Origin of the sequence: Francisella sp. 19X1-34, assembly GCF_041102755.1 — a bacterium.
Lineage (GTDB): Bacteria > Pseudomonadota > Gammaproteobacteria > Francisellales > Francisellaceae > Francisella.
Map to the genome: position 1 here is coordinate 1 of NZ_JBGCTX010000092.1, position 7,172 is coordinate 7,172.

A 7,172-nucleotide genomic window follows, 5' to 3' on the forward strand; every position below is an offset into this window, starting at 1 on the left:
ATCTAGGAATGATTAAATTAGCTTGTACTTTTATTTGGCTTCGATGAAAATTTATTTTTGTGCACAGAGCCTATTTATATTTATAACAGATATATTTAGGTATATTTTTATTTTCTTAGTCTTTATATTGTAGAGACATATTATATATCTGCTATAATTTCTTTATCTTAAAATTTCAAAAAATAATTTTCATGGCTGAAAAATATATATACTCAATGCATAGGGTGGGTAAGGTTGTGCCACCTAACAAATATATCCTTAAAGATATTTCTTTATCTTTTTTTGATGGTGCAAAGATAGGTGTGCTAGGTCTTAATGGTTCTGGTAAATCAACGCTACTTAAAATCATGGCTGGTCTTGATACTGAGATTGTCGGTGAAGCAGCTCCGCGTAAAGGTGTCAAAATAGGTTATTTACCACAAGAACCAAAACTTGATGAAACTAAAGATGTGCGAGGCAATGTTGAAGAAGCTCTTTCTCATCTAAAAGATATGCTAACTAGATTTGATGAAATCAGTATAAAATTCTGTGAGCCAATGTCCGATGATGAAATGGCAAAACTTCTTGAAGAGCAAGGCGAGCTACAAAATGCTATAGATGCTGCTGGAGCTTGGGAGATAGAGCGTAAGCTAGAAGTTGCTGCAGAGGCTCTTCGTCTACCACCTTGGGATGCTGATGTTACAAAACTATCTGGTGGTGAGGCACGTCGTGTTGCCTTATGTAAGCTACTATTATCAGCCCCTGATATTTTACTTCTAGATGAGCCTACTAACCATTTAGATGCAGAGTCTGTAGCTTGGCTTGAGAAGTTCTTAGCAGAGTATAAAGGTACTGTTGTAGCTGTTACGCATGATAGATATTTCTTGGATAATGTTGCTGAATGGATCTTAGAGTTAGACCGTGGCGAAGGAATTCCTTTCAAAGGTAACTATACTCAGTGGCTAGAACAAAAAGAAAAACGTCTAGAAATGGAAGAAAAACGTGAAACTGCTCATCGTAAAGCTTTACAGCATGAGTTAGAGTGGGTACGCCAAAATGCTAAAGGGCGTCAAGCGAAATCAAAAGCAAGGCTTGCTAAGTTTGATGAGCTAAGCTCACAAGAGTTCCAAAAGCGTAATGAAACTCAAGAACTATATATTCCACCGGGAGAAAGACTTGGTAAAAATGTAATCAAAGTTAAAGATATCGTTAAATCATTTGATGATAGACTGCTTATTGATCATCTAAATATGGAAGTTCCAGCAGGATCTATCGTTGGTATCATTGGTGCTAACGGAGCCGGTAAATCAACATATTTTAAAATGATAACAGGCCAAGAGACTCCAGATAGTGGTGAGATTGAGCTTGGTGAAACTGTAAATCTAGCATATGTAGATCAGTCTCGTGATGCTCTAGATGATAATAAAACAGTTTGGGAAGAAATTGCCGATGGCTTAGATGTAATCACAGTTGGTAAATATACTATCCCATCACGTCAGTATGTTGGTAGATTTAACTTTAAAGGCGCAGATCAGCAGAAATATATTTCTCAACTATCTGGTGGTGAGAGAAACCGCGTTCACTTAGCTAAACTACTTAGAAGTGGTGGTAATGTTATCCTACTTGATGAACCTACAAACGATCTAGATGTTGAGACTCTAAGAGCTCTTGAGGAAGCTATTTTAGCATTCCCTGGTTGTATTATGGTTATCTCACATGATAGATGGTTCTTAAATCGTGTTGCTACACATATGCTTGCTTTTGAAGGTAATAGTGAAGTGATTTGGTTTGAAGGTAACTATGATGCTTATATCGAAGATAAGAAACGTCGCCTTGGTGATAAGTATGATGCTATTACAAAGATTAAGTATAAGAGAATTTCTGTAGATTAATATTATTAGTTTTTAACTTTTAGCTTATTTATATCAAAAGGCTTGTTTGTTATAGCAACTTGATCCCAGTTATCTATTTGACATTTATTATCAAAATCAAAAGATACTATTTCTCTAGTATTAAATTCAGAATTACTTTGATCTTTTCCATTTATTTGATACTTAAGTACCAATTTATGGGTATTTTGATATAAGTAATTGAAGTTGCTAGCATATATACCTTTAATGTTTTTATTAAGCATAATAAAATGCTCTTTAAACTGATTATAGCCTGTTGCCACAACTATATTATTGGTAGTCATTTTAATTTTAGGGTTAAAGAAAGCTTTAAAGTCTTTTATTTGAGGATTGCTAAACTTAGAAGAATTAATATATAGATATAGGTTTTGAACTACTTGAAATTTTTTAAGGTTACAGTTATTCACTTCACTAGGGCTAGCAAAAGTATTTGTTGAAATTGATAATAACGAAATTAAAGTAATAGCAAATGTTAATATGGATTTTCTCATGGTATTCTCCTTATTATTTGATGTCTTGTTTTACTATCTATCTTTGGTTGACTTTAGACCGAAACATACATAGATAGTTTTTGTTTATTGATTAGCTATATTAGTAATTAAGTAGATGAAATATTGGAACTATAATTCTTTCTAAATTTTAGCTAATCATGTATAGTACATTGTAAAAGAACTATTTGAGGCTTGATATAATAATTTAGACTATTTATACATAAGTTTAGACATTTAAGTTTTAGTAAAATGTAGTTCATTCTATAAATAATTTTTAAAGGGATATTAGACTATCTGACTATAAGGTAGAGAGATATTTTTTGGTAGATTTTCAAAAATTGCACTTATATGCCAGTCTGGTCTAAGAAGAATATATTTGTGAGGATATGTATCTTCTGGAAGCTTTAATATAGATATTGCATCTGGTGGGTTAGTATCTATATCATGATCGCCAATAACTAGTAAACTCCACTGAGTACGAGATAGTTTTTCATAAATAGATTTATTATCAATAAAGACTTCAGGAAGAAAGTAACCTGGATCTGCATGAGCTATATAATCATCATTTTTCTTTATTTCATCTAGAGGTTGTAACCTATTTAGTTTTGTAAGACTACTATATAAATAAGTATAAGCATGAGTTAGATGTCTAGTATTAACTTGTTTATCCGAAATTTCAGCTAGTTTTTGAATATTATCTTTTGCAAGTATTCTATCCTGAGCATTTTGTTCGGCAGCATGTAAATTACGTATAGCAACAGGTCTACGCTCTGACTCATATGTTGATAGAATATTAGAGTTTTGCTGTTTATGAATTACAGATGCAAGCTTCCAACAAAGATTTACAATATCTCCAAAGCCTGTATTTAAACCAAGTCCGCCTGTAGGAGCAAAGGCATGAGCACTATCACTAACTAGAAAAACTTTTTGATAGTAGGTGAAGTACTCAGCTATTTGTACTTGCATTTGCCATAAATGATAGTTCATTATATCTTTATCAATCTTTAGTCCAGCAACTTCATCAAGTATTTCACCTGCTAACTCTTTTGAAGGCAACGTTTTTCCTGGGTATTGGATCTGTGCATACCATATTTCTTCTTTATTTCTTAGATCTATAGGACCAATTGCTGAAGCTCCATCTTTAGTTAGGCACAAATGCATCGTGCCAAGGTTTTTAATTTGTGATTTTAGATCATTAGCCTTAAACAAGATGCTCAGCATTTGTCTTTTAGGACCTAGCTCTAAAAAAGGGATCTTACATTTTTGACGGACTATACTGTTTGCGCCATCGCATGCAATAACATAGTTTGATGAGAATGAGCAATGTAGATTATCTTTATTTATGGCAGATACTTTTGTTATATCTTTGGATATTTCAACATCAACAACATCATGATTTTTTAGTAAGGTTACAGATGGAAAATTAGACAGTCTCTCTCGTAGTATATTTTCCGTAATATACAAAGGTATTCGTAACCCTTTAGACTTCGTGCTACCAACAGCTATAGGGTCAGATTTTAAGTTATTTTGCCATGAAGTCTTTTGTGGAAAATCCTTACTAAGAAGAGAGCTATTAGATAGCTTTTCAAAAACTCCCCAGCGCTTTAACAAGCTTAATGTTCTTGAGTTTAGATATTGTGCTCTAGGACTAAGTAAAGGAGCGCTATATTTCTCAAGAACTAAAGTTTTGATATTTTGCATACCTAGTTCTATAGCTGCTGCTACACCAGCAGGGCCACATCCTACAATTATAACTTGATAGTCTGTATTTATTGTACATTTTGAAGAGTTTTTCATAATATGTTCCTTATTGTTTAAGCTTTATATATTTTTTGAAAATAGCTTTTGTATATACTCTATATAGTAATTTACATTGCTAATATCATGTTTACGCCATCTTTAGCTGACATATTGTGATATGGATATGATGAGCTTATAGAACATAAACTATTACCAAATTCTATAGAAAACAGAAACAACAAGAATATTGTCAAAATATTAATTTTTTTCATGATCAGTTCTCCTGAAAATATTAACTTAGTTTTATATTTGGTATTGTAGAAGAATTAATCTAGGCGTAATATAATAATTTAGACTATTTATAAATATATATGGACATTTAATGGTTAGTAAACATCCTCCATTGCTAAGAAAGAATATACCTGAGGTATTTGGTGTTAGTCATAATGGCAAGCCATTTTTAGATGAGCTTCACTATCATGAACAAGCTCAACTAATGTATTGTTCAAAAGGGATAATCGAAGCTCAAGTTTCTGAAAAAATATTCCTAGTACCACCTACTAATGCTATATGGATACCAGGTAATGTACCACATGGATCACTAAGTAAAAATCCAGTAAATTTCCGGAGTATATATTTTTGTACCAAAAAATTTGCTAATTTACCTAAAAAAGTACAGGTTATTTCGATATCTCCTTTATTACGTGAACTAATTCTAGAGGTTTGCAATTTTAAAGGTGAGGATTTATCTTTGGAACAAAATAATATAATAGCTGTCATAATAGATCAGTTACATTCGGCAAAGCCACAAGATTATATTTTAGAAATACCTGATATTAATATTATAAAATCAATTTACAAGTATGTCATAGAAAATCTATCAGAAGCTCTTTTAATTGAGCAGGTAGCTAAGCATTTTGCCATGAGTAGTAAAACTCTAACTAGACTGTTTCAGAAGCATGTTGGTATGACTTTTGAGCAGTGGAAACAGCAGGTAAAAATATTAGAGGCTATTTCATTATTATCTCAAGAGGTAACTACCACGACACAAGTAGCACAAGCTTTGGGATACTCTAGTGATAGTGCTTTTATTCATCGTTTCAAAAAAGTGACAGGTAAAACACCAATGGAGTTTAAAAAGAAATAAATACTCAGGTAGTTGCTGTTGTTAAAAATTGTAATTTCTATTTACTTGGATATTATCATAACCAATAAATGTAAAAGTAGAATTTTATCTAATGAATATAACTAAGCATCAGTTTGACTTGCTAATGAAAGAAGGGTATTGTGTTACAGATATTCCAGTATTATTAAGCTCTCAAAATTTAACAATTGCTTTAAAGAGATTTATATTACGAGAAGAATCCTACAAGAGCAAATATCTACAAAAAAACTTTTTAAAAGGTTTTGATGGGTACTCTTATTTAGGACAAGAAGATAGTACAAATCAAGGGGCAACTGATCTACTACATTCATTTGTTTTATCAAACCTACATGAGCCTAGTTGTTTTCCTAAAGAATTTGGGAGTTTTTTATCAAAGGAATGGCATGAGATTTATAAACAGATTATTAAACTAGAGAAGAATATACTTTCATTTTTAAATTTTAGTAATTTAGATGATATGCATAAAGGTATGGCTCATATGGTTTCATGTAATTTTTATCCTGAAGTTAAAAAAGAGATGCTTCATCAAGAATTACGGCTAACTGAACATACAGATATTTCTCTTTTTACAATTTTTCCATTTGGGACAAGTGAAGGTCTAGAATATAGAGACTCTCAAGGTCAATGGAAGAAAATACCAGCAAGCAATAATGTAACTATTTTTAATGGTTACTTCATGGAGTATTGGAGTAAAGGTAGATTTCCTGCCTGTAATCATCGTGTCAACCTTGATAAACATGCCATTAATGAAAGAACTTCATTTGCATTTTTTTCCATACCTCATCCTCAGCAAGATATAGTATTAATAGATAACTCTACAGTAAGTGCAGAGAAATACTATAAAGATTATTTAGCATTATTTTCAGAATAGAAAAATACGTTAGAGATCTCGTGTTGTTTTATAAAACTAATACATACTTTCCTTTAGTATGAGCATTACGCATTTCTTTTAGAGTCTCCGGCATATCTTGGATAGAAATAGTCTTTATTAAAGGAAGCTTTATAGATCCATTCTCAACAAGGCTCAATATTTTCTCACCTACTTCTGTAAGTTGTTTTTTTGCTTTGTCTCCGCCATATCTATGTGCTGCTCCTAAACTTAATTGATGGAAGGATAAGTTTCTCATAAAGACATCATTATACTCTGTAGGTCTTACAACATCCAAAAGCTCTAAAAAATGTCCATTGAATGCAAGTAAATCACTTAAAGCAATATCAGTATTTCTTCCAGAGGTGTTTAGTAGCTTGTCAATACCATAACCATTTGTATAGTTAAGAACTTTCTCAATTAATGATTTATCATTATAGTCTACTACATGAGTTGCACCTAAAGATTTGACATACTCAAAGTTTTTTTCAGAGCAGTGATCTATCCTGCTAATTTGGGACAGTTGTTAACTTCATTCTTCATTATATATTCAAAGTGACTAGGAGTCATGTAATTTATAGTTGAATGCTTCCTTTTAGTATTATAATAAGCTTCAATATATTCAAAGATTGAAGATTTAGCCTCATCTCTAGTTTTATATTTTTCATCATTCACTAATTCTACCTTTAGAGTTCCAAAGAAACTTTCACAAGCAGCGTTGTCATAACAGCAGCCTTTAGAGCTCATACTAGATAATAACCAGTTATCACCTATGAGATTTTGAAATTTCTCTGAGCAATACTGTGTACCTCTGTCAGAGTGAATAATAACACCTGTAGGAAAATCTCTTCTAAACAAGGCCATATTTAAAGCATTACAAACTAGTTCTGCTTTCATTCTTTTATCCATTGACCAACCTATAACTGCTCTTGAAAATAAATCTATAATCACACACAAATATAGCCATCCTTCTTGGGTAGGGATATAAGTAATATCAGTAACCCATTTCTGATTAATAT

Annotated in this window: 8 protein-coding genes; 3 read left to right on the forward strand and 5 right to left on the reverse strand. The window is 31.9% G+C overall.

Annotated elements, in window-relative coordinates; translation table 11 throughout:
* Positions 1-191: 191 nt before the first annotated feature.
* Positions 192-1,871 (forward strand): energy-dependent translational throttle protein EttA, encoded by a 1,680-nt coding sequence (gene ettA / locus AB8E56_RS10920; RefSeq protein WP_329481037.1) that lies wholly within the window; start codon positions 192-194, stop codon positions 1,869-1,871.
* A gap of 5 nt (positions 1,872-1,876) precedes the next feature.
* Here ettA and AB8E56_RS10925 read toward each other — a convergent pair whose 3' ends face one another.
* The 3 genes from AB8E56_RS10925 to AB8E56_RS10935 all read right to left on the reverse strand — a co-directional run bounded on the left by AB8E56_RS10925 (position 1,877) and on the right by AB8E56_RS10935 (position 4,392).
* Positions 1,877-2,380, reverse strand: coding sequence for a hypothetical protein (locus tag AB8E56_RS10925; protein ID WP_329481039.1), 504 nt, complete (start codon positions 2,378-2,380; stop codon positions 1,877-1,879).
* 285 nt (positions 2,381-2,665) lie between these two features.
* On the reverse strand, positions 2,666-4,177 hold the full coding sequence (locus tag AB8E56_RS10930; protein WP_329481041.1) for an FAD-dependent monooxygenase: 1,512 nt from the start codon (positions 4,175-4,177) through the stop codon (positions 2,666-2,668).
* 71 nt (positions 4,178-4,248) lie between these two features.
* Positions 4,249-4,392 (reverse strand): hypothetical protein, encoded by a 144-nt coding sequence (locus AB8E56_RS10935; RefSeq protein ID WP_329481043.1) that lies wholly within the window; start codon positions 4,390-4,392, stop codon positions 4,249-4,251.
* 110 nt (positions 4,393-4,502) lie between these two features.
* On the opposite strand from AB8E56_RS10935, the gene AB8E56_RS10940 reads away from it, so the two are divergent.
* Together AB8E56_RS10940 and AB8E56_RS10945 are read left to right on the forward strand one after the other, a co-directional pair.
* Positions 4,503-5,267, forward strand: a complete 765-nt coding sequence (locus tag AB8E56_RS10940; RefSeq protein WP_329481044.1) for a helix-turn-helix transcriptional regulator — start codon at positions 4,503-4,505, stop codon at positions 5,265-5,267.
* Between the two features lie 91 nt (positions 5,268-5,358).
* Positions 5,359-6,156 (forward strand): 2OG-Fe(II) oxygenase family protein, encoded by a 798-nt coding sequence (locus AB8E56_RS10945; protein ID WP_329481045.1) that lies wholly within the window; start codon positions 5,359-5,361, stop codon positions 6,154-6,156.
* A gap of 28 nt (positions 6,157-6,184) precedes the next feature.
* Here AB8E56_RS10945 and AB8E56_RS10950 read toward each other — a convergent pair whose 3' ends face one another.
* The gene (locus tag AB8E56_RS10950; RefSeq protein WP_329481047.1) at positions 6,185-6,676 is read right to left on the reverse strand and encodes a zinc-binding dehydrogenase; all 492 of its coding nucleotides are present in this window, start codon (positions 6,674-6,676) and stop codon (positions 6,185-6,187) included.
* Positions 6,655-7,172, reverse strand: a 518-nt coding sequence (locus AB8E56_RS10955) for an IS3 family transposase (RefSeq protein WP_329481046.1), incomplete at its 5' end; no start/stop codon positions are given. The genes AB8E56_RS10955 and AB8E56_RS10950, both read right to left, overlap by 22 nt.

Excerpts from the sequence above, each read along its gene's own strand:
- AB8E56_RS10930 (WP_329481041.1), bottom strand. The coding sequence starts at position 4,177 with ATGAAAAACTCTTCAAAATGTACAATAAATACAGACTATCAAGTTATA.
- AB8E56_RS10935 (WP_329481043.1), bottom strand. The coding sequence starts at position 4,392 with ATGAAAAAAATTAATATTTTGACAATATTCTTGTTGTTTCTGTTTTCT.
- AB8E56_RS10925 (WP_329481039.1), bottom strand. The coding sequence starts at position 2,380 with ATGAGAAAATCCATATTAACATTTGCTATTACTTTAATTTCGTTATTA.
- ettA (WP_329481037.1), top strand. The coding sequence starts at position 192 with ATGGCTGAAAAATATATATACTCAATGCATAGGGTGGGTAAGGTTGTG.
- AB8E56_RS10945 (WP_329481045.1), top strand. The coding sequence starts at position 5,359 with ATGAATATAACTAAGCATCAGTTTGACTTGCTAATGAAAGAAGGGTAT.
- AB8E56_RS10940 (WP_329481044.1), top strand. The coding sequence starts at position 4,503 with ATGGTTAGTAAACATCCTCCATTGCTAAGAAAGAATATACCTGAGGTA.